This is a genomic window from Mycobacterium novum, assembly GCF_010726505.1.
Taxonomy (GTDB): domain Bacteria; phylum Actinomycetota; class Actinomycetes; order Mycobacteriales; family Mycobacteriaceae; genus Mycobacterium; species Mycobacterium algericum.
In genome coordinates this window covers 1,545,324-1,563,954 of record NZ_AP022562.1, presented here as the reverse complement: position 1 = coordinate 1,563,954, position 18,631 = coordinate 1,545,324, and the positions used below count along the sequence as shown (strand labels likewise).

Genomic DNA, 18,631 nt, shown 5'->3' with positions numbered 1-18,631 from the left:
GGTGGACAGCCGTGAACACGGCAGCTGCTTCCGGGGATGACGCGGCCAGCCTGGCCGCCGGTGCCGGCGTCATCGCCACGGTGCTGGCCGCGGCGCGGGCCGCGGCGACGTCGCGCGAGTTGATCAACGACCCGTTCGCCGCGCCGTTGGTGCACAAGGTCGGCCTGGAGTTCTGTATCCGGGTGGCCGACGGTGATCTGGACATCAGTCGGCTCGGCAAGGACGGCGGATTTCCGCGGCTGGCGGAGTTCTCCGCGGCGCGCACCAACTTCTTCGACGCGTTCGTCACCGACGCCGCGCGCGGCGGGATCCGCCAGGCCGTGATCCTGGGGTCGGGACTGGACACCCGCGCCTACCGGTTGTGGTGGCCGGCCGAGACCACCGTCTACGAGGTGGACCATCCCGCGGTGGTCGACTTCAAGGCCACCACCATGCGCGACTGGGGCTGCGTGCCCAGCGTCAACCGTCGCGCGGTCGGTGTCGATCTGCGCAGTGACTGGCCGGCCGCGCTGCGGCGAGTGGGTTTCGACGCCGCAGCGCCTACCGCGTGGGTCATCGAGGGTCTGCTGGTCTGGTATGTGCCGTCGGATGCCCAGAATCGGCTGCTCGACGGTGTCACCGCGCTCAGCGCCCCGGGTAGTCGGCTCGCCGCCGACCATGCCGTGCCGCCGAGTCGACCGCAGGCGGTGCATCATGAGTCGCTCGTGGAACGTTGGCGGCGGCGCGGGCTGAGTTTGAGCGGGCCCGGACCGTTCTATTCCGGAGAGCACACCGACGTGGTGCGACACCTGAAGGAAAGCGGCTGGGCAACGGTTGAATCCGGGATCGCCGAGCTGTTCTCCGTGGCGCGGCTGCCACGGCTGACCGACCGCGAGCTCGACGGCGCCCCGGCCGTGATCCGTTATGTCGCCGCCACCCGTTCCTAGCCGTTGCCCTCGGAATTCACACAGCGCTGGATAGCAGCGCGTCCAACACCGAATAATGTTGGCTGCCAGTGTTGTTCGGGACGACGGGCCGGGGCCCCGGCGGGACTCGAGGGCTCACCCTCGGCCGCACCGGGGCCCCGGTTGCGCCGTCAGTGTCGCGGCCGGCGTTATCCGGCCATGAATTCGGCGTAGGCCGAAGCCAATTCGGGCGGAAGCACCGTCGTCTGGCACTGCCGTTGCTTCTCACCGATCGGTGCCAGGATGCCACGCAGCTCGTAGTACTCCTGCGGGTTGGCGGTGAAATAGCTGCGCACGTCCGCCGCAGCCTGCGGCCGCGGCTGGCTGATCGCCTGGTTCACCACCGCATTGGCGCCGGGGTGAGTGCTCAGGTACTGCCGAGCCGAACCGGTGACCGAGTCGACGGTGCTCGTCACCGCCGCGTGACTGCAGTCCGGTGCTGCTGCGGCCGACGGTGCGGCGATCAGCGTGGCCGCAGTGGCGCCCAGCACTCCGGCGCCGAGGCCGAGTCGCCGAATCATGGTGACGCCGAGGGGTATCGACATGGATGTTTCCTTCCGGGTGAATGAATACAGTTCCCGTCCGGAGCCCAAGGTACGCGGCGTCCCGTGTGACCAGGTGTGTCCTGGAACACTGCGGAATGTGTTCTGTCGCAAGCATTTCGGCATTCGTTGACTAATCCGGTCCGACAGTCCACAACTGCGGATCCAAACTGTAAGGCCAGTCCTTATTCTTCGGGATCAACGCTTATCGGATCGTGACCTTAAGGTTTGCCCGCACGGTCGATTGCGGCCTCGGCGGCCTCCCGGATCGGGCCCCGCCACACGTCGCCGTGACCGGGCGCCAGCACCTCGGTCTCCAGCAACGCGAGTGCCGACAAACTGCGGATGCAGTCCTGCTGGCTGTGGCTGAACAGTGCCGGCAGCAGCTGTGGCCCGGTGTGCGCCAGCACCGGGTGGCCGGTGATCAGCGCGTCCCCGCTGGCCAGCACACCGTCGACCAGATAGGAGCAGTGGCCACGGGTGTGGCCCGGTGTGGGGATGGCGGCCGGCTGGCCGGGCAGGCCGGCGGCGATCTCCCCGGTCAGCGGCTGCGCGGACGGGATGCCCTCGCGGTTCAGGCCACCGTTGCGCAGCACGTGCAGGCTCCACCGTGCCCAACTCGGCCGCCACAGCTGCGGGGCCACCGCCAGCGGCGAGGCCTGCTCCAGATACGCCCGCTTGGCGTGTCCCACTTCGTCGGCGTGGCAGTAGACCGGCGTTCCGTAGGTCTTGGCGAGCCAGATCGCCGCACCGAAGTGGTCGACGTGGGCATGGGTGAGCAGGACCGCGCGCACGTCGGCCGCGTGGTAGCCGAGGGCGCCCAGCGACGCCAGCACGTCGGTGCGGTCGCCGGGATAACCGGCATCGATGAGCAGTACGCCGGTCTCGTCGGTCACCAACAGCCAGTTGACCGCCTCACCACGGGCCAAGTAGACCCGCTCGGTCACCGGAACCACCTCGACCAGCCTCGCACCCATGCCCGTGAGTCTAGGAAGATCGCGGGAGAGTAGAAAAGGTGGACATGGTGGAACTGAAACTCGGATACAAGGCATCGGCGGAGCAGTTTGGACCGCGGGAACTGGTGGAACTCGGCGTGGCCGCCGAGTCTCACGGCATGGACAGCGCCACGGTCAGCGACCACTTCCAACCCTGGCGTCACCAAGGCGGGCACGCCCCGTTCTCACTGGCCTGGATGACCGCGGTCGGCGAGCGCACCAAGAAGCTCCAGCTGGGCACCTCCGTGCTCACCCCGACGTTCCGGTACAACCCGGCCGTCATCGCGCAGGCCTTCGCCACGATGAGCTGCCTGTATCCCCAGCGGGTCTTCTTGGGGGTGGGCACCGGCGAGGCGTTGAACGAGATCGCCACCGGCTTCATCGGTGAGTGGCCGGCGTTCAAGGAGCGGTTCGCCCGGTTGCGCGAGTCGGTGCGGCTGATGCGCGAGCTGTGGCGGGGCGACCGGGTCGATTTCGACGGCGACTACTACACCCTCAAGGGCGCGTCGATCTACGACGTGCCCGACGGCGGGGTGCCGGTCTACATCGCGGCGGGCGGGCCGACGGTGGCCAAATACGCCGGACGGGCCGGCGACGGCTTCATCTGCACCTCCGGCAAGGGCGAAGAGCTCTACACCGAGAAGCTGATGCCGGCGGTGCGCGAAGGTGCGGCGGCCGCCGAGCGAGACGTCGACGGGATCGACAAGATGATCGAGATCAAGATCTCCTACGACCCGGACCCTGAGTTGGCGCTGAACAACACCCGGTTCTGGGCGCCGCTGTCGCTGACCCCCGAACAGAAGCACTCGATCGACGACCCGATCGAGATGGAGAAGGCCGCCGATGCGCTGCCGATCGAACAGATCGCCAAGCGCTGGATCGTCGCCTCGGATCCCGACGAGGCGGTGGAGCAGGTCGGCCAGTACGTGACGTGGGGCCTGAACCACCTGGTGTTCCACGCCCCCGGACACGACCAGCGGCGTTTCCTGGAGCTGTTCAAGACCGACCTGGAGCCGCGGCTGCGTCGGTTGGCTTGATCGCCCGGCGACCCTGCGGTTCTATGCCGAGTGTGCGGATTGGTACGCGACACGCCGTCCCTGCCGTACCAAACCGCACCCTCGACGGTCGCACCGGCCGGCGGAAGGGCGGCCGGGGTCAGAAGGTGCTCATCGGCCGCACCGCGTTGGCCATGTCGACCAGCGCGTAGCGGTGCGCCTGCGTCGGCGCCAGCCGGGCCAGGGCGCGCAGCGCCATCTCCACACCCAGCCGGAGCCCGTGTTCGGTGAACGGGAACCCGAGAATGTGGTTCGTGCTCGCCTCGTGCTCGGTCAGCCAGTCCATCGCCGCGCCCAGCACCAGCGCCCGGATCTGCAGCACCCGCGGCTCGGTGTCCGGCAATGCCTCCACGCGGCGGGCGGCGTCGCGGATCTGGGCCTCGGTGATCTCGTTCTTCGACGGCCCGGACAGCAGCGTCACCGCGCTGGTCAAGCGCGCCGTGGTGAAATGCCTTGAGGTGGCCGATACTTCGTCGAGTGTCCGAACCGCTGCGGTGCGGTCACCCTCGACCGAAAGCGCGCGGGCCAGGCCGAAGGCGGCCGAGATCACGCTGTCGTCGGTGCGCCACACGCTCTCGTAGAACGCGCGTTCGTCCGCGGTGCCGGCCAGCTCGGCGGTGGCGGCCAGCGCCATCTTGGGCGCCAGCTCGCCGGGGAACATGTCGAGCACCTCGGTGAAATCCTTGCGCGCGGCTTCGTAGTCACCGGTGAGCAGCTGGGCCACGCCGCGGAACCACACCAGCCGCCACCGCCAGCCGACCTGCTCGGCGAGGTCGTCGAGCTTGCTGGCCGCCTTGGTGACGTTGCCCAGATCCAGCAGCGCGCGCACCTCCATCAGCGGCAGTCCGATGGACTCCGACAGGTCGATGCCCTCCGATTCCAGCGCGCTGTTGCGCACCGCACGCAGCGAATCCAGCGTCTGCACCGGTTCGCTCAGCTCCATCGACGTCAGCAGCGGCGCGGCGACGTCGCCGGGGTCGATGAGCGGCACCTGCAACGCGGTGATGATCTCGCGGGCGGTCAGGTTCTGCGAGTGCACATGCCCGTCGAGGTAGACGTCGGTGTGCGCGACCAGCAGGTGCTCGCCGAACGTGGACCGCGACCTGGTGAAGACCGACGACAACCCGGGCCGGGGTATCCCGGTGTCCCTGGCGACCACCTCACGCAGCACGCCCATCAGCTGCGAGGACATCTCCTCCGCGGAGGTGAACCGCCGGCGCGGATCCGGATCGATGGCACGGCGCAGCAGCCGGTGGTAGGAGTCGTACTTGGCCAGCACCGGGTCGTCGTCGGGTAGGCCGTCGACGTAGCGGCCCTCCCGGGTGCGCAGCTTCAGCGTCAGCGCCGCCAGGGTGCGGCCCACGGTGTAGATGTCGGTGGCCACGGTCGGTCCGGTCCGGACGATGTCCGGCGCCTGGTAGCCGGGGGTGCCATAGAGGTATCCGAACGAGTTGATGCGCGACACCGCGCCGAGGTCGATCAGCTTGAGCTGCTCGGCGGTCAGCACGATGTTCTCCGGCTTGAGGTCGTTGTAGACCAGGCCCAGCGAATGCAGATATCCCAACGCCGGAAGGATCTCCAGCATGTAGGCGATGGCCTGGGCCACCGGCAGCCGGCTGTCGCGCCGCTGCTTGAGTGACTGGCCGCCGACGTACTCCATCACGATGTAGCCGACCGGATCGCCGTGCGAATCCGGGTGCTGGACGAAGTTGAAGATCTTCACGATCGACGGGTGGGTCACCTCGGCGAGGAACTGGCGCTCGGCCATCGCGATGGCCTGCGCCTCGGCGTCGCCGGAATGCACCAGGCCCTTGAGCACCACCGGGCGCTCGTTGACGTTGTGATCGACCGCCAGGTAGACCCAGCCCAGGCCGCCGTGCGCCACACAGCCTTTGATCTCGTACTGCCCGGCCACCATGTCGCCGGGTTTGAGTTGCGGCAGAAAGGAATACGGGCTCCCGCAATGCGGGCACCAGCCTTCCGAGGCGCCCTTGACGTCGCCGGTGGACCGGCCCACCGGCCGACCGCAGTTCCAGCAGAAGCGCTTGGCCTCGGCCACCACCGGGTCGGGCATCAGCGCCTCGAGGGGGTTGATCTCGGGAACCCGGGGGATCTCCACCAGGCCGCCGCCGAGCCGCCGCCGCGGCGCCACGGTACGCACCACCGCCGCGACGCGGGAGTCGTCGTCGGCCGAGATCGCCGCGTTGGAACCCTCGCGGGGGCGGAAGATCGCCTGGGTGGACATCGGCCGGCGCACCGACGACGATTCGGCCAGCACGTCGGCCCGCTGGGTGGCGGGGCCATTATCGTCGAAGTCGTCGAACTCGGCGGCCGAGTGTTCGTCGGCGCCGCGGTCCGAATCGTCGCTTGCCATCAGTCCGAGTACCTCGGCGTAGGCGGCAGCGGTGCCGGTCCCAGCACCGTCAACCACTTGCGGTACAACGTGTTCCAGGTGCCGTCGCGGCGGATGCGTTCCAGGGTGCCGTTGACGAAGCGGACCAGCCCGGTGTTGTCCAGGTTGATCCCGATGCCGTAGGGCTCCTCGTCCATGCTCGGCCCGACGATGTGCAGATACGGGTCCTGCGACATCAAACCCGCCAGGATCGAGTCGTCGGTGCTGACCGCGTCGACCTGACGCTGCTGCAGCGCGACCAGGCAGTCGGCCCAGTTGACCACCGAGACGATGATCGGCGCCGGGCTGATCTGCCGGATGCGGCGCAACGAGGTGGTGCCCTGCGCGACGCAGACCCGCCTGCCGGACAGATCGCCGGCCTGGCGGATCGAGGAGTCGCGCGGCACCAGCAGCCGCTGATTGGCGACGAGGTAGACCGTCGAGAAGTTCACCAGCTTCCGGCGCCCGCAGGTGATGCTCATGGTCTTGACAACGATATCGACTTCGGACTTCTGCAGCGCCTCAATGCGTTCGGCGGAGGCCAGGATTCGGTACTCGACCTGCGACGGGGTGCCGAAGATGTCGCGCGCCACCTCGCCGGCGATGTCGACGTCGAAGCCGGTGATCTCGCCGGTGATCGGATCGCGGAAGCTGAACAGGTTGCTGCCGATGTCCAGCCCGACGATCAGCCGGCCCCGGTGGCGGATCTTGGCCACCGCGGCGTCGGCTTCGGCCTTGCTGCGGAACGGGTGCAGGCTGGCGGTGGCGTCGCAGTTCTCGGCCGGCTCGGGCTGCCGCGGCGGCTCGGGCGGCAACTCCTGCATGCCGGCCGGCGTGGGCGGCGGCAGTGTCGGCACCGCGGTCGGCATCACGAACTCGGTGCGGCCGCACCCGGTCAACCCCGACAGCACCAGCACCGCGCTCAGTGCGCACACGAGCAGTCGGGGCCTGCGCCGGCTCATCATTTGTACTCGTTCAGTCGAGGCCACAGGCCGAGCGCGACGGCGATCGCCGCCCCCAGGCTGAGCACCGCGCCCCCGACCGGGGCCACCGACAGCACCCGGCGGGCGTTGAGGACGTCGTTGCGCAACTGGTTGCGGCTGTGCTGCAGTGCCTGGTCCAGCGCCGCGTCGAGCTGGTCGAACGCCGGAGTGGAGTCATCGCCGCTACCGCCCAGCGCCACCTGGGTGGCGGCCCGGTAGTTGCCGACGCCGATGTAGGAGTTCATCCGGTCGTTGGCCTGCCGCCATCGGGCCAGCAGCTGCCCGGCGTTGGCCAAGTCGGCCTTGTCGACGGCGTCACCGCGGTCCAAGTAGCCCTCCAGCTGTTGTTGCATCGTGTCGATGCGCTGGTAGAAGGTCTGCTTGCGCGCTTCCTCGTCGCCGCGGCGGATCAGCGACAGGGTCTCGTCGGCGCGCGCCTGCTGCGCGGTGATCGCCAGGTTGGTGATCGCCTTGAGGGACTCGGCGCCGGTGTCCTTGGCGTTGCGGCTGCCCGCGGTGGAGATCACCAGCACGGTGCCGACCCAGATCACCATCAGGAGGATCGCCATCCCGCCTGCGACCAGGCCGGGGTTGATCCGGCGCCGGGTGTGCCGTGCCAGCCAGCGGTGCGCGAACGCGCCGAACAGCACGGTGGCCGCCACCACCAGGATCACCGGGGCGGGCACCCGGGTCGACGCGGTGGTCTGGCTGTCCACCGTCGCCGAGGTGGCCTGGTAGAGCCGCTGGGCGTCGGGCAGGATCGTGTGTTGCATCAGCTCGGAGGCTTCCGACAGGTAGGACGAACCGACCGGATCGCCCGACCGGTTGTTGGTCCGGGCCGTCTCGATCAGACCGGTGTAGACGGCCAGTCCGTCATTGATCCGCCCCAGCAGCTGCAGCAGCGGCTCGTCGCTCAGGCCCCCGGACGCCCGGGTCACCGCCACCGCGGCATCGGTGATGGCGTGTTCGTAGCGCTCCCGGACGGCTCGCGGCTCGCCCTGGGCGATGAACGCGGTGGCCGCCGCCGCGTCGGCGACCGACAGCGTGATGTAGAGCCGTCCCGCCGCGTAGGCCAGCGGCTCGGTGTGGTCGAGCACCGTGGTCAGGGTGTTCTGCCGGTTGTTGATCGTGGTGGCCGTGGCGAAGGCGCTGATGCCGCCGAGGGTGGCCAAGATGATGCCGATGGCCAGGATCCGCCCCGGGGTGGTGGTGAAGAACCACCAGCGGGGCCGGGCCGATTCGATCGGCGACCGTAACCCCGCCGGCTCCGTTGACGGATGCGCCAACTCAACGGTCACGTCTATTCAGGCTCCATCCTGCGGTTGTTCTCGCCCCCAACGATAATAAAGGGATTCTAAGAGCGCAGCCGTCATCCGTGCCGACCTGCGCGGCGGTTGTTGCCGAATTGGTCGCGCGATCTCACTACAACCGAGACATTGCTCGCCCGATACGCTTCCAGTCGTGCGTGGTGACGGCGATGGCTGGGCGTTTTCCGACACCGGCGTCCGCTTCTGGGGCCGGCACGGCGCAGCGGGCCTGCTGGTGCGCGCACCGCGGCCCGACGGGACCCGCACCGTGCTGCTGCAGCATCGCGCCTGGTGGAGTCACCAGGGCGGCACGTGGGCGTTGCCCGGCGGCGCCCGCGACAGTCACGAGACCGCCGAGGAGGCCGCGATCCGCGAAGCCCAGGAGGAGGCCGGGCTGCCCGCCGACCGCATCGTCGTGCGCGCGGCCGTGGTCACCGCGTCGGCCAGCGGCACCACCTGGACGTACACCACCGTGCTCGCCGACGCCGACGAACTGCTCCCGGTAGTGCCCAATCGGGAGAGCACCGAGTTGCGCTGGGTGGCCGAACACGAGGTGGCCGCCTTGCCGTTGCACCCGGGCTTCGCCGCCAGCTGGCAGTCGCTGCGCGGGTTGCACCTACCGGGCTGAGCCCAGCGTGCGCACACTCGATGGGCAGCCACGTCACCCCGCTAGGCCCCGGTAAGCGCCGCAAGCAGCGCCGAGGCAGCCGCCTGCGGATCATCCGCGGCGGTGATCGCCCGCACCACCACCACCCGGCCGGCGCCGGCCGCCACCACCTGCGGCAGCCGCTCGGCATCGATCCCGCCGATGGCGAACCACGGCTTGTCGGCGCGCTGGTCCACGGCGAACCTCAGCAGCTCCAGACCCGGAGCGGGGCGCCCGGGCTTGGTGGGGGTGGGCCAGCACGGCCCGACGCAGAAGTAGTCGACCGGTTCGGTCAGCGCCGCTCTGACCTGCTGGCCGTCGTGGGTGGACCGGCCGATCAGCACGTCGGGCCCGACGATCTCGCGCGCGATCGGCAGCGGCAGATCGTCCTGGCCCAGGTGCAGCACGTCGACCTCGGCGGCACGGGCGATGTCGGCGCGGTCGTTGACCGCCAGCAGCGCACCGTGCCGGCGAGCGGCGGCGGACAGGATCTCCAACGCCGCCAACTCGTCGCGGGCCTCCAGCGGACCGAACTGCTGCTCGCCGGGCGAACCCTTGTCACGCAGCTGGATGACGTCCACCCCGCCGGCCAGTGCGGCCTCGGCGAATTCGGCCAGGTCCCCCTTTTCCCGGCGGGCGTCGGTGCACAGGTAGAGCCGGGCGTCGACGAGGCGGGTCAGCCGATCTGAGCGTTCGTGCATCCCTCGACGCTAGCGGCTAGCTTGGTGAGTTGACACCGAGGCGGAAGGGAGCAGCACATGCCCGGACCCTCGCTCGGGTCGCTGGCCGTGATCGGCGGCGGTGTCATCGGTCTGTCGGTGGCCATGCAGGCCGCCCGCGCCGGGTGGTCGGTGCGGGTGCATCGCACCGCGGACCCGGGCGCCTCCTGGGTGGCCGGCGGAATGTTGGCCCCGCACAGTGAGGGCTGGCCGGGGGAGGACCAGCAGCTGCGGCTGGGGCTGCGCTCCCTGGAGTTGTGGCACGACTTCCTCGTTCGGCTGCCGGCCGAGGTCGTCACCGCGCGCGAATCGCTGGTGGTGGCCGCCGACCGCGCCGATGTCGCCGACCTGCGCACCGTCGCCGACTGGCTGACCGCACAGGGCCACCCGGTGATCTGGGAATCGGCCGCGGGTGAGGTTGAACCGCTGTTGGCCGCCGGTATCCGGCACGGCTTCCGGGCGCCCACCGAGCTGGCGGTCGACAATCGCGCGGTGGTCACCGCTTTGGTCACCGCCTGCGAGGAACTCGAGGTGGCGTGGGCGGGACCGGTGCACGATCTTGCCGAGGTGGCGGCCGACGCGGTGGTGATCGCCAACGGGATCGACGCCCCGGCGCTGTGGCCCGGCCTGGCGATCCGGCCGGTCAAGGGCGAGGTGCTGCGGCTGCGGTGGCGCAAAGGCTGTTTGCCGGTGCCGCAGCGGGTCATTCGGGCCCGGGTGCACGGCCGGCAGGTCTATCTGGTGCCGCGCCCCGACGGCGTGGTGGTGGGAGCCACCCAGTACGAGCACGGCCGGGACACCGCCCCGGTGGTCTCCGGGGTGCGCGACCTGCTCGACGACGCCTGCGCACTGGTGCCGGCGCTGGGGGAGTACGAGCTGGCGGAATGCGGAGCCGGTCTGCGGCCCATGACACCGGACAACCTGCCGCTGGTCCGCTGGCTCGACGAACGGACTTACGTCGCCGCCGGCCACGGCCGCAACGGTTTTCTGTTGGCACCATGGACCGCCGAACAGGTTGTGTCCGAACTACTTCCGGTTGGAGTGCAATGATCATCCGCGACGCGACGATGCAGTGGGGGCGCCCCCAGCCGCGAAGCGGCGAGGGGGACGAAGCGATGAGGAGGAGTGGCGCATGATCATCAACGTCAACGAGAAACAGGTCGAAGTGGCCGAGGCGACTACGGTCGCGGCGCTGCTGGCTTCGATGGGCTACCCGGACCGGGGTATCGCGGTGGCGGTGGACCAGGCAGTGCTGCCGCGGTCCCGGTGGGCCACCACGCTGAGCGATGGTGCCCGACTCGAGGTGGTGACGGCGGTGCAAGGTGGTTGATGCCGCGAAGCTGACCATCGCCGGGCGCGAGTTCAGCTCCCGGCTCATCATGGGAACCGGTGGGGCGCAGAGCCTGACCGCACTCGAAGAGGCGCTGGTGGCATCGGGCACCGAGCTGACCACGGTCGCGATGCGCCGCGTCGACGCCGAGGGCGGCACCGGCATGCTGGATCTGCTCAGCCGGCTGGGCATCACGCCGCTGCCCAACACCGCCGGTTGCCGCAGCGCCGCCGAGGCGGTGCTGACCGCGCAGTTGGCCCGCGAGGCGCTGGGCACCGAGTGGGTCAAGCTGGAGGTGATCGGCGACGAGCGCACGCTGCTGCCCGACGCAGTCGAATTGGTCCGCGCCGCAGAGCAATTGGTGGACGACGGGTTCGTCGTGCTGCCGTACACCAACGATGACCCGGTGCTGGCCCGCCGTCTTGAGGACGCCGGGTGCGCCGCGGTGATGCCGCTGGGATCGCCGATCGGTACCGGGCTGGGTATCGCCAACCCGCACAGCATCGAGATGATCGTGGCCGGCGCCGGTGTGCCGGTGGTGCTGGACGCCGGTATCGGCACCGCCAGCGATGCCGCGCTGGCCATGGAACTGGGCTGTGACGCGGTGCTGCTGGCCACCGCGGTGACCCGGGCCGCCGATCCGGTGGCGATGGCCGCGGCGATGGCGGGTGCCGTCACCGCCGGCTATCTGGCCCGCCGAGCCGGCCGCATCCCCAAGCGGTTCTGGGCGCAGGCGTCGTCGCCGGACCTGTGACGCCCACAACCGCCGGTGTGCGTGTCCGTCCGCGACACGCCGCGAACATCCGTACAACTACGCACATTCGCGGTCGACGATGAGTCGCTATGTCGCCGTGGGTAGTTCGATGGCGGCCGGCCCCGGAATCCGGCCCGTGGTCCCCGGCGCCCCACGGGCGGCCGGGCGATCGGTGCGCAACTACCCGCACCTGGTCGCGCACGCACTGAGCCTCGACCTGGTCGATGTCACGTTCTCCGGCGCGACGACGGCCAACCTGTTGACCGAACGCCAGCGCGGGGCGCCACCGCAGCTCGACGCGCTCGACGGCTCGGAGACCCTGGTGACCATCACGATCGGCGGCAACGATGTCGGCTACGTGCCGCTGCTGATGGCCGCGGCGTTGCTGCCCCGGGCCGCCCGACTCCTGACGCCGGTCGGCACCCTCTTCGACCAGCGCGAGCGCCAGCGGGCGCTGGACGGCGTCGAATCCTCGCTGCAGGCCGTCGGAGCGGCGGTGCGGAGCCGGGCGCCGCGGGCGCGGGTGCTGTTCGTCGACTACCTGACCTTGCTGCCACCGGCCGGCTCACGGGCGGGGCGGCTGCCCGAACACGTCGTGGAGCTGGCCCGCCACGTCGCAGCCGAACTGGAGCGGCACACCGCCGACGCCGCAGCCGCGACCGGCTGCGAGATCGTGCGTGCCGGGCAGGCCAGTCGCGAACATCACCCGTGGTCGGCGCAGCCGTGGACGGTGGGGGCGCGGCTGCCGCTGCCGTGGCGGCCATGGCCGTTTCACCCCAATGCCGCGGGCATGGCCGCGGTCGCCGAGCTGGTGGTCGCGCGCTGGGCCGAGGCACGGTGAGGCTAGACCGCCCTTGTGCGGTGCTCCCGCCTTCGCCGGGGGCGCCCGGCACGGCCCGGCGGGCCGCCTGAACTCGCTCGCGACGCCCACCCACTAACGTGGACGCGTGGATTACCAGAAGAAACTCATGCCCGTCCTCGGCGTCGCGCTGGCCGCCACGCTGTTCACCGGCGGGTGCAGCAGCAGCAGCGCACCGCGCACCGCCGAGCAGGTACCGGATGCCGCCGCGGCCGCGGAGTTCGCCAAGACCCTGAGTGACAAGGTCACCATCGACGCGATGATGGGGCACCTGCAGAAGCTGCAGGACATCGCCAACGCGAACAAGGACACCCGCGCCGTCGGCACCCCGGGTTACGACGCCAGTGTCGACTACGTCGCCAACACATTGCGCGAGCGCGGTTTCGACGTGGAGACTCCGGAGTTCATCGCCCGGGTGTTCAAAGCCGAGACGGGCTCGGTGCGACTCGGCGACAAGACCGTCGAGGCCCGCGCGCTGCAGTACAGCCTCGGAACCCCGCCCGAGGGTGTCACCGGGCCGCTGGTCGCCGCGCCGGCCGACGACAGCCCCGGCTGCAGCGCCGAGGATTACGACGGGCTGACCGTCTCCGGCGCCGTGGTGCTGGTGGACCGCGGAACCTGCCCGTTCAAGGAGAAGATGGCCATCGCCGTCGAGCAGGGCGCGGTGGCGATGGTGGTCGCCGACAGCGTCGACGAAGAGAAGATGGGCGGGACACTGGGGGAGAAGACCGAGGTCAAGATCCCCGTGGTGAGCGTGACGAAGGCCGACGGTGCGATGCTGCGCGGCGGCCACGGCACCATGACCGTCAAACTCGACGCGCACACCGACGACATCCCCGCCCGCAACGTGATCGCCCAGACCAAGACCGGATCGACCGAGAACGTGGTCATGCTCGGCGCCCACCTGGACAGCGTCCCCGAGGGGCCCGGGATCAACGACAATGGCTCGGGCGTGGCAGCGGTACTGGAAACCGCGCTGCAATTGGGGGATTCACCTGAGGTGAACAACGCGGTGCGGTTCGGGTTCTGGGGCGCCGAAGAGCTGGGCCTGATCGGCTCGCGGAAGTACATCGAGTCACTCGACGTCGAGCAGCTCAAGAACATCGCGCTGTACCTGAACTTCGACATGCTCGCTTCGCCGAACCCGGGCTACTTCACCTACGACGGCGACCAGTCGCTGGACCCGACCAAGCGCGGCCAACCGGTGGTGCCGGAAGGCTCGGCCGGGATCGAGCGGACCCTGGTGGCCTACCTCAAGTCCGCCGGCAAGGAACCGCGCGACACCTCCTTCGACGGTCGCTCCGACTACGACGGATTCACCCAGGCCGGCATCCCGTCCGGCGGGCTGTTCTCCGGAGCCGAGGTGAAGAAGTCGGAAGACGAGGCCAAGCTGTGGGGCGGTGCCGCCGACGAGCCGTTCGATCCGAACTATCACCAAAAGGGCGACACCATCGACAACATCGACCGCGACGAGCTGGCCGTCAACGGCCGGGGCGTACCCTACGCGGTCGGGATGTACGCCCAGGATCTCAGTGGCCGCAACGGAGTTCCGGTCCGGGACGACCGCACCCGTCACGTCGTCACCACACCGTGATCCGTCCGGCGGGCGCCCTGCTGGTGGGTGCCCGCCGCGCCTTGACGCCTGCGCGGACTGCCCGCGGTCGATAGCGGCCCCCGGCCGGGTTCGGCTCTCCGGTCGCCGAGACCGGGAGGACGCGCGCGCAGCACCTCGTGCCGCGCCGTTCACCTAGATATGTTAATAATGCTCTGAAAGTGACGGAACTGGCCGGAGTCGTAAAGAGGTGGTTATCACGCTCGGTGCTACGAATGGCCCGGCCGGACGCACGGGTGGCCACATCAGACGGCGCCCGAAAGACCGCAAAGCCCAGATCACGCGTGCGGCTGCGGAGGCGTTCAGCGCACAGGGCTACCACGCGACCAGCATGGAGGCGATTGCCACCAAGGTTGGAATCTCGGCGCCGGCGCTGTACCGGCACTACCCGAGCAAATACCAGATGTTCGCCGTCGTCGTCGGCGCGCTCGGTCAGCAGTTGGAGGACTGTACCGCCTTCGTCGACGAGATTCCCGACGCGGAATTGGAACAAGATCCCGGCGCGGTCTTGGACCGGATCATCAACGCGCTCATCTCGTCGGCGCTCAACAACCGCGAGGCCGGCGGGCTCTACCGGTGGCAGGGCCGCTACCTGCAGCCCGACGACAAGGCGACGCTGACGGCCCACATCCATCAGGTCAACCGGCGGGTGCAACGCCCGCTCAACGTGCTGCGCCCGGGATTGACCTCCGTCGAGCGGTGGACCCTGTCCGCGGGCCTGCTCAGCATCGCAGGCAGCGTCGTCGGGCACCGGTTGCCGATCTCGGACGACGAGATCAGGACGCTGATGCTGAACACGACGCGGGCGCTGGCCGGCGCCGAACTGCCGCAACAGGGTGACGTCGGGGTCAATCGCCCGTCGGTGTGGCGCATTTTCACGCCGGACGCCGGGCCGTACGAGGCGTTGCTGCATTCGGCGATCCTGCTGTTCGGTACCAAGGGCTACGCCGAGACCAGCGTCACCGAGATCGCCGACGCCGTGGGCGTCCCCGCCTCCGGCGTCTACCGGTATTTCTCGAGCAAGAGCGACATCTTGACCACGGGTCTACAGCGTGCCGTCGACCGGATCGGCGGGGAGATGTCGGCGATCGCGGGCGTCTTCAATGACCCACGCGAGGTACTGGCCCGTCTGGTCGAGGCGTTCGTGGCCACCATCTTCGCCAATCCCGAACTGGCGGCCGTCTACGACACCGAGCGGGTCAACCTGGGTCCCTCGGAGCGGGACCTGCTGCGCGATTCGGAGCGCGCCTTCATCGACACCTGGGTCGGGCCACTGACGGCGGTACGGCCGGAGCTGGACGCCCTGCACGCGAGGTTCCTGGTTCACGCCTTGGCGGCCCTGGTGGACGACCTGGGCCGGCTGGACCGGGAGGGACGGTCGTACGGTGGCGTAAAGGCCACCGCGGCACCGGGTTACGCGCAGGCCGCGCTGCGCAAACTCCTGGAGGCCGTCGCGATCGGCGACAACTGACGGGTCTGGTGCTGGACCAGCTTCCGGCTCAGGCGATCTGGTAGTCCTCCAACGGGAATCGGGAGCCATCCCGCACCGCGTTGCGCACCGAGGTGGGGCGCAGCAGCGATGCCTCGCCGCTGGGGTTGAAGTAGTAGGACCGTGATGTGGCACAGTCACCCGCGTAGAACACCGAGCGGTCCAGCCGCTTGGTCATGTCGTCGAGGAAGCGGGTGTTGGCGGCCTCGGTGACCTCGAAGGTCGTCGCGCCGCGGCGCTGCAGCTCGCCGAACAACCGGCCCATGTGGCGCATCTGGTACTCCATCGTGTTGAAGAACGACAGGCCGCAGAACGCGTACGGGCTGGCCAGGCTCAGGAAGTTCGGAAAGGCCGGAATCGACACGCCCTGGTAGGCCTGGAACCGGTTCTCTCGCCACCACTTTCCCAGGTTGCGGCCGTCGCGTCCGACGATCTCGATCGCCGGGAAGTTGGCCTCCCACAGGTCGAAGCCGGTGGCCAGCACCAGAGTGTCGATCACGCTCTTGCGGCCGTCGACGGTGACGATCCCGTCCGGTTCGACGCGTTCGATCCCGGCCGTCTCCAGGTGCACGTGCGGCTTGTTGAAGCTGCGGTAGTAGTCGTTGGACCAGCTGGGCCGTTTACAACCGATGTCGTAGCTCGGGGTGAGCTTGGCCCGCAGTTCCTTGTCGCGGATCGAGATGAACCGGTGAATCTTGCACAGGTCCATCGCGCCGATCGAAAGCCGGCGGAAGTACGGAAAGTTGAGCACCCCGACGAACGTCATGAACTCCAGCAGGCTGTCGGTCACCCACCGCAGCGCCCGCTGGGCGAGCGGGACCCGCGCGAACAGTCGCTGCACGACGGGGGAGAACCCGAAGTCCAGTTTGGGTGCCACCCAGATCGGGGTGCGCTGGTAGACCGTGAGGTCGCCGACCGTCTTGGCCAGCTCCGGGATCAGCTGCACCGCGGTGGCGCCGGTGCCGATCAAGCCGACCGCCCGACCGTTGAAGTCGTGGTGAGCGTCCCACGCGGTGGTGTGCACCACCTTGCCGGCGAAGTCGGCGATGCCCGGGATGTCCGGGGTGTGGGGTTGCGACAGGAAACCGGTCGCGGTGATCAGGTAGCGGGCGCTCAGCGTGGCACCGTCGGCGAGGCTCACCTGCCAGCGCTGGGCTTCCTCGTCCCAGCGGGCGCCCTCGACGCATGTGTTGAACCGCATGTGGCGGCGCACGTCGTACTTGTCGGCGACGTGCTCGGCGTAGCGCTTGAGCTCCGAACCGGTGGCGAACAGCCGCGTCCAGTGCGGGTTGGGCTCGAACCAGTACGAGTAGGTGGTCGAGGGGATGTCGACGGCCAGGCCGGGGTAGCGGTTGACGTGCCACGTTCCGCCCAGATCGTCCTCGCGCTCCAGCAGGACCATGTTGTCGTAGCCGAGCTTCTTCAGCTCGATCGCCGCACCCATCCCGCCGAAACCCGCGCCCACGATGACGACGTCGAACAGCTCGCTACTCATGAAAATCACGGTACCTGACTCACCGGTAACCAGCGAAGCTCACCGGCGGGTCTCAGCTCAGCAGCCGCAGGGCGGCGTCGACCGCCAGCGCCGGCACGTCCAGGGCCTTGGATGCCAGATCATGGCGGGCACCGCTGATCTCGACGACGTCGTGCCGGGCCGGGATCAACGCAGCCGCGGCGTGAACCTCGGGCAGCGTCCCGAACGGATCCGAGCCGCCGTGGGTGAACACGGTGGGCACGCCGATGCCGGGCAGGTGTTCGGTACGGCGGCGCTCCGGCTTACCGGGCGGATGCAGCGGGTAGGAGAACAACGCCAGCAGGTCTACCGGCACGCCCCCGCCGGCCACCACCATCGAGGTTTGCCGCCCGCCGTAGGAGTGGCCGCCGGCGATCAGCGGACCGTCGGCCAGGACGCGGGCGTATCCGATCGCCGCGACGATGCCGTCCCGGTCGCCGGCCCCCGACCCCGACGGCGGACCCTTGGGGCGGCGCCGGCGAAACGGCAGGTCGTAGCGGATAGCCAGAAAGCCGCGCCGTGCCCATTCGTCGCACATCCGCTGCAACATAGGAGAATCCCGGTTTCCGCCGGCGCCGTGGGTCAGCAATACGACGCCGGCCGGGGAACCCGCCGGGCGGTGGGCTACCCCGGCGATCTCGTCGAGGCTCATCGCGCCAACCGGAACAGCGGCGAGACCGGGCCGTGTCCGTTGCCCAGTGGGTAGGCGGCGCGCAGGCACTCGGTGACCCAGTCCTTGGCGAACGCCACCGCGGCGGGAACGGTGAACCCGTGCGCCAGTGCGCAGGCGGTGGCCGCGGCCAGCGTGTCACCGGCGCCGTGGTCGTCGGAGGTGGCTACGCGGGGCCCGGGGAACTCCTGGAAGGCGGTGCCGTCGAAAAGCAGGTCGGGGCTGTGCTGCTCAGACGGCAGGTGTCCGCCTTTGACCAGTACCCACTGCGGACCGAGGGCGTGCAGCGCGCGGGCGGCCGTCCGCTGGGTCGCGGCGTCGACCACCTCGACGCCGACCAGCAGTCGCACCTCGTGCAGGTTGGGCGTCACCAGCGTCGCCAGCGGAAACAGATTGTCGCGCATAGCATCCAGTGCTGACGACGCCAGCAGCGCATCACCGTGCATGGACGCCGACACCGGATCGACCACCAGCGGCACGGTCAGCCCTAGTTCCCGCCAGGTCGCCGACACTGCTGTGATGATCTGCGCCGACGCCAGCATCCCGGTCTTGGCGGCCTGGATTCCGATGTCGGGCACCACCGTTTCGATCTGGGCGGCGACGGTGTCGGCGGGGACCTCGTGAAAGCTCTTGACGCCGACGGTGTTCTGCACCGTCACCGCCGTCACCGCGACGCAGGCGTGGACACCGAGCATCGCGCAGGTGCGCATGTCGGCCTGGATGCCGGCGCCGCCGCCGGAATCCGACCCGGCGATGGTCAAGACGCGCGCCGGGGTCGTTCCGGGCGGCGCCGGCGGCAGGAACTCCACTGTGCTGGATGA

18 protein-coding genes are annotated in these 18,631 nt (G+C 69.5%); 9 read left to right on the top strand and 9 right to left on the bottom strand.

Annotated elements, in window-relative coordinates:
• Nucleotides 1-11 precede the first annotated feature (11 nt).
• A complete protein-coding gene (locus G6N19_RS07180) occupies nt 12-926 on the top strand; it encodes an SAM-dependent methyltransferase (RefSeq protein WP_013827319.1) in 915 nt (304 codons plus the stop codon).
• Between the two features lie 167 nt (nt 927-1,093).
• Here G6N19_RS07180 and G6N19_RS07175 read toward each other — a convergent pair whose 3' ends face one another.
• Both G6N19_RS07175 and G6N19_RS07170 read right to left on the bottom strand, forming a co-directional pair.
• Nucleotides 1,094-1,489, bottom strand: coding sequence for a heme-binding protein (locus G6N19_RS07175; protein ID WP_193466062.1), 396 nt, complete (start codon nt 1,487-1,489; stop codon nt 1,094-1,096).
• A 218-nt stretch (nt 1,490-1,707) separates the two neighbouring features.
• Entirely contained in the window at nt 1,708-2,451 is a 744-nt protein-coding gene (locus tag G6N19_RS07170; RefSeq protein WP_193374437.1) for an MBL fold metallo-hydrolase, read from the bottom strand.
• A gap of 56 nt (nt 2,452-2,507) precedes the next feature.
• Between G6N19_RS07170 and fgd the strand changes: the two genes are divergently transcribed.
• Complete coding sequence (fgd, locus tag G6N19_RS07165) at nt 2,508-3,518, top strand: glucose-6-phosphate dehydrogenase (coenzyme-F420) (RefSeq protein WP_193466061.1); 1,011 nt, start codon at nt 2,508-2,510, stop codon at nt 3,516-3,518.
• A gap of 118 nt (nt 3,519-3,636) precedes the next feature.
• Here the strand turns inward: fgd and G6N19_RS07160 are convergent, their stop codons facing one another.
• Genes G6N19_RS07160 through glnX form a run of 3 tightly spaced genes read right to left on the bottom strand, consistent with a single transcriptional unit; the run spans nt 3,637 to nt 8,209 of the window.
• Nucleotides 3,637-5,910, bottom strand: a complete 2,274-nt coding sequence (locus G6N19_RS07160; RefSeq protein ID WP_013827323.1) for a serine/threonine-protein kinase PknG — start codon at nt 5,908-5,910, stop codon at nt 3,637-3,639.
• On the bottom strand, nt 5,910-6,890 hold the full coding sequence (locus G6N19_RS07155) for a glutamate ABC transporter substrate-binding protein (RefSeq protein ID WP_041316838.1): 981 nt from the start codon (nt 6,888-6,890) through the stop codon (nt 5,910-5,912). Before G6N19_RS07155 ends, G6N19_RS07160 begins: the two co-directional genes overlap by 1 nt.
• Nucleotides 6,890-8,209 (bottom strand): protein kinase G-activating protein GlnX, encoded by a 1,320-nt coding sequence (gene glnX, locus G6N19_RS07150; protein WP_013827325.1) that lies wholly within the window; start codon nt 8,207-8,209, stop codon nt 6,890-6,892. The genes G6N19_RS07155 and glnX overlap by 1 nt, the downstream gene beginning before the upstream one ends.
• A 163-nt stretch (nt 8,210-8,372) precedes the next feature.
• On the opposite strand from glnX, the gene G6N19_RS07145 reads away from it, so the two are divergent.
• Complete coding sequence (locus G6N19_RS07145) at nt 8,373-8,846, top strand: NUDIX hydrolase (protein ID WP_013827326.1); 474 nt, start codon at nt 8,373-8,375, stop codon at nt 8,844-8,846.
• Nucleotides 8,847-8,887: 41 nt separating this feature from the next.
• Here G6N19_RS07145 and thiE read toward each other — a convergent pair whose 3' ends face one another.
• Nucleotides 8,888-9,565: a thiamine phosphate synthase gene (gene thiE / locus G6N19_RS07140; RefSeq protein ID WP_013827327.1), complete on the bottom strand. Its 678-nt coding sequence runs from the start codon at nt 9,563-9,565 to the stop codon at nt 8,888-8,890.
• A gap of 57 nt (nt 9,566-9,622) precedes the next feature.
• Here thiE and thiO point away from each other — a divergent pair, with 57 nt between their 5' ends.
• From thiO to G6N19_RS07110, 6 genes are all read left to right on the top strand, one after another.
• Nucleotides 9,623-10,633, top strand: a complete 1,011-nt coding sequence (gene thiO, locus G6N19_RS07135; RefSeq protein WP_193466060.1) for a glycine oxidase ThiO — start codon at nt 9,623-9,625, stop codon at nt 10,631-10,633.
• Between the two features lie 82 nt (nt 10,634-10,715).
• Nucleotides 10,716-10,913, top strand: a complete 198-nt coding sequence (thiS, locus tag G6N19_RS07130; RefSeq protein WP_013827329.1) for a sulfur carrier protein ThiS — start codon at nt 10,716-10,718, stop codon at nt 10,911-10,913.
• A gap of 49 nt (nt 10,914-10,962) precedes the next feature.
• Entirely contained in the window at nt 10,963-11,667 is a 705-nt protein-coding gene (gene thiG / locus G6N19_RS07125) for a thiazole synthase (protein WP_049792983.1), read from the top strand.
• A gap of 79 nt (nt 11,668-11,746) precedes the next feature.
• Nucleotides 11,747-12,508, top strand: coding sequence for an SGNH/GDSL hydrolase family protein (locus G6N19_RS07120; RefSeq protein ID WP_193466059.1), 762 nt, complete (start codon nt 11,747-11,749; stop codon nt 12,506-12,508).
• Between the two features lie 127 nt (nt 12,509-12,635).
• On the top strand, nt 12,636-14,120 hold the full coding sequence (locus G6N19_RS07115; protein WP_193466325.1) for a M28 family metallopeptidase: 1,485 nt from the start codon (nt 12,636-12,638) through the stop codon (nt 14,118-14,120).
• A 349-nt stretch (nt 14,121-14,469) separates the two neighbouring features.
• Nucleotides 14,470-15,609 carry a TetR/AcrR family transcriptional regulator gene (locus G6N19_RS07110; RefSeq protein WP_193466058.1) on the top strand — a complete coding sequence of 380 codons (1,140 nt, stop codon included), beginning with the start codon at nt 14,470-14,472 and terminating at the stop codon, nt 15,607-15,609.
• Between the two features lie 28 nt (nt 15,610-15,637).
• Here G6N19_RS07110 and G6N19_RS07105 read toward each other — a convergent pair whose 3' ends face one another.
• From G6N19_RS07105 to thiD, 3 genes are read right to left on the bottom strand one after another with little or no spacing between them, the layout of a single operon-like run.
• Nucleotides 15,638-17,122, bottom strand: a complete 1,485-nt coding sequence (locus G6N19_RS07105) for a flavin-containing monooxygenase (RefSeq protein ID WP_193466057.1) — start codon at nt 17,120-17,122, stop codon at nt 15,638-15,640.
• Nucleotides 17,123-17,174: 52 nt separating this feature from the next.
• Nucleotides 17,175-17,792: an alpha/beta hydrolase family protein gene (locus G6N19_RS07100; protein ID WP_193466056.1), complete on the bottom strand. Its 618-nt coding sequence runs from the start codon at nt 17,790-17,792 to the stop codon at nt 17,175-17,177.
• Nucleotides 17,789-18,619 (bottom strand): bifunctional hydroxymethylpyrimidine kinase/phosphomethylpyrimidine kinase, encoded by an 831-nt coding sequence (gene thiD, locus G6N19_RS07095; RefSeq protein WP_013827336.1) that lies wholly within the window; start codon nt 18,617-18,619, stop codon nt 17,789-17,791. The genes G6N19_RS07100 and thiD overlap by 4 nt, the downstream gene beginning before the upstream one ends.
• Nucleotides 18,620-18,631 lie beyond the last annotated feature (12 nt).